Below are 3,336 nucleotides of genomic sequence, written 5' to 3' on the forward strand. Positions count from 1 at the left end.
GCTCAGCCGGCTGAGCGGCATACCGCTCGGTCCTGCGGGTGCCGGGGCACCTGCGCACGTCCCCTACGCTGGTGCCCATGTGTGGAATCGTGGGGTACGTCGGTCGGGTCTCGGACGGGACGGCGCTCGACGTCGTGATGGAGGGCCTGTCGCGGCTGGAGTACCGCGGTTACGACTCGGCGGGGGTCGCGCTCATCGCGGGCGACCACGTCGAGACCCGGAAGAAGTCCGGCAAGCTGGCCAACCTGCGCCACGAGCTCGACGAGCACCCGCTGCCGCCCTCGCGCACCGGCATCGGCCACACCCGCTGGGCGACCCACGGCGGACCGACGGACCAGAACGCCCACCCCCACCGCGGCGGCACGGACGGCAAGCTCGCCCTCATCCACAACGGCATCATCGAGAACTTCCACGCCCTCAAGAGCGAGCTGCTCGAGCAGGGCATCGTCTTCAGCAGCGAGACTGACACCGAGGTCGTCGCGCACCTGCTCGCCGCGGCCTACGCCACCACCCCCGACCTGACCGAGGCGATGCGCGCCGTCGTCGCGCGCCTCGAGGGCGCCTTCACGCTCCTCGCGGTCCACGCGGACCAGCCCGACGTCGTCGTCGGGGCCCGGCGCAACAGCCCCCTCGTCGTGGGGCTCGGCGACGACGCGAACTACCTCGGCTCCGACGTGGCGGCGTTCATCGGCCACACCCGGCACGCGCTCGAGCTCGCCCAGGACCAGATCGTCACGATCACGCCCGACGGCGCGACGGTCATCAACTTCGACGGCACGCCCGCCGACGGCAAGGCGTACGAGGTGACGTGGGACGCTGCCGCCGCCGAGAAGGGCGGCTACGCCACCTTCATGGAGAAGGAGATCCACGACCAGCCGCACGCCGTGCGCGACACGCTGCTCGGGCGCACCGACGAGGAGGGCCGGCTGACGCTCGACGAGCTGCGGATCCCGGAGGAGAAGCTGCGCGAGATCGACCGGATCACGATCGTGGCGTGCGGGACCGCCGCGTACGCGGGCATGGTCGCGAAGTACGCCATCGAGCGGTGGACGCGCATCCCTGTCGAGGTCTCCCTCGCGCACGAGTTCCGCTACTGCGACCCGATCGTCGACGAGCGCACGCTCGTCGTGTCGATCAGCCAGTCCGGCGAGACGATGGACACCCTGATGGCGGTCAAGCACGCCCGCGAGCTCGGCGCGCTGACCATCTCGATCTGCAACACGCACGGCTCGACGATCCCGCGCGAGTCCGACGCCGTCCTCTACACCCACGCCGGCCCGGAGATCGCCGTGGCGTCGACGAAGGCGTTCCTCGCCCAGATCACCGCGAGCTACATCCTCGGTCTCTACCTCGCCCAGCTGCGCGGCGGCACGTACGTCGACGACATCAAGGCCGTCCTCAAGGAGCTCGCCGAGGTGCCGGGCAAGATCGAGACGGTGCTCGAGCGAATGGGCCGCGTCAAGGAGATCGCCGGGTTCATGGCCGACACCCGGGCCGTCCTCTTCCTCGGTCGGCACGTCGGCTACCCGGTCGCCCTCGAGGGGGCCCTCAAGCTCAAGGAGCTGGCCTACATCCACGCCGAGGGCTTCGCGGCCGGCGAGCTCAAGCACGGCCCCATCGCGCTCATCGAGCCGGGCCAGCCCGTCTTCGTCGTCGTCCCCTCGCCGTCGAGCGAGCACGGCCTGCACGGCAAGGTCGTCTCGAACATCCAGGAGATCCGCGCCCGCGGCGCCCGCACACTCGTCATCGCCGAGGACGGCGACGAGGCCGTCGTGCCGTTCTCCGACGAGGTGATCCGCGTGCCCGCCACGGCGCCGCTCCTCGCCCCGTTGCTGACCGTCGTGCCGCTGCAGGTCTTCGCCCTGTGGCTCTCGACCGCCAAGGGCCTCGACGTCGACCAGCCGCGCAACCTCGCCAAGTCGGTCACCGTCGAGTGAGCGGGGCCGCCGGGTGATCATCGGGCTCGGGATCGACGTCGTCGACATCGAGCGGTTCGGTGCCGCGCTCGAGCGGACCCCGGCGCTCCGCACGCGGCTCTTCACCGCCGAGGAGGGCGAGCTCGGCGTGGCCTCACTCGCGGCGCGGTTCGCCGCCAAGGAGGCACTCGCCAAAGCGCTCGGTGCGCCGGGCGGGCTCGCCTGGACCGACGCGTGGGTCGTGACCAACGACGTCGGCAAGCCGTCGCTCGAGGTCACCGGCACGGTGGCCGCGCGGGCGCAGGCCCTCGGGGTCGGCTCGCTGCACGTCTCCCTGTCCCACGACGCGGGCATCGCGTCGGCCGTCGTCATCGCGGAGGGCTCATGATCCGGGCACTGTCCATTCCCGACGTCCGCGCCGTCGAGGCGGCCGCGATGGCGGACCTGCCGCACGGCACGCTGATGCGGCGTGCGTCCGAGGGCATCGCCGAGGTCGCCGCTGCGCGGCTCGAGGAGCACGGGGGACGGACGGTCGTCGCGCTCGTCGGCTCGGGCGACAACGGGGGAGACGCCCTGTATGCCGCTCACCTCCTCGCCGAGGCCGGCTTCCCTGCCGCTGCGGTGCTGGTCGGCGACAAGGGCCGGGCGGGTGCGCACCCGGGCGGGCTGGCGGCGGCTGAGGAGGCCGGCGTCACGGTCGTGGTCGCGGCGGACGACCTCGAGGGGGCCCGCCGGGTCGTGGGCGGAGCGGACCTGGTCCTCGACGGAGTCACCGGGATCGGCGGCAAGCCCGGCCTGCGACCCACGGCGCTGCAGCTGGTCGAGGCGGTCGACGAGGACGCCTGGGTCCTGGCGGTGGACGTCGCGAGCGGCCTCGACCCGGAGGGCCGGGAGCGCTCCGACGCGGTCGTGTGGGCGGACGAGACCGTGACGATGAGCGTGGCCAAGCCGGCCCACCTGCTGCCGGCTGGTGAGGGTGCGACAGGTCGGCTCACCGTCGTCGACATGGGGCTCGACCTGGAGGCGGCGCCCGCTGCCGTCGAGCGGCTCACCTTCGACGACGCGGCGCGGCTCTGGCCGGTGCCCGGGCCGGCCGACGACAAGTACTCACGCGGCGTGCTGGGCGTCGTCGCCGGTGGTGAGCACTACACCGGCGCGGCGATCCTCGCGGTGACCGCCGCGGTCGAGGCCGGGGTGGGGATGGTGCGCTACGTCGGGCCGCACACCCCGACGCAGCTCGTCCGGGCCGCCGTACCGGAGGCCGTGCACGGTCCCGGCCGGGTGCAGGCCTGGCTCATCGGCTCGGGCATGGAAGTGTCGGATACTGGCCCTTCGTCGGTTACTGGCCCTTCGTCGGTTGGTGGCCCTTCGACGGTGGAGGAACGTCGAGAGGCCACAAACCGACGAGAGGCCACAAACC

The 3,336-nt window shown here is 72.5% G+C and carries 3 protein-coding genes; all 3 read left to right on the forward strand.

From position 1 onward, the window contains the following. The first annotated feature begins 77 nt into the window (after positions 1-77). Positions 78-1,937, forward strand: a complete 1,860-nt coding sequence (glmS, locus tag N864_RS20510) for a glutamine--fructose-6-phosphate transaminase (isomerizing) (RefSeq protein ID WP_034721760.1) — start codon at positions 78-80, stop codon at positions 1,935-1,937. A 13-nt stretch (positions 1,938-1,950) separates the two neighbouring features. Next, positions 1,951-2,304: a holo-ACP synthase gene (locus tag N864_RS20515; RefSeq protein ID WP_034721762.1), complete on the forward strand. Its 354-nt coding sequence runs from the start codon at positions 1,951-1,953 to the stop codon at positions 2,302-2,304. Next, the coding region (locus N864_RS20520; protein WP_276203110.1) for an NAD(P)H-hydrate epimerase at positions 2,301-3,336 on the forward strand (1,036 nt) is incomplete at its 3' end. The genes N864_RS20515 and N864_RS20520, both read left to right, overlap by 4 nt.

The sequence above is a fragment of the Intrasporangium chromatireducens Q5-1 genome (assembly GCF_000576575.1).
GTDB lineage: Bacteria > Actinomycetota > Actinomycetes > Actinomycetales > Dermatophilaceae > Intrasporangium_A > Intrasporangium_A chromatireducens.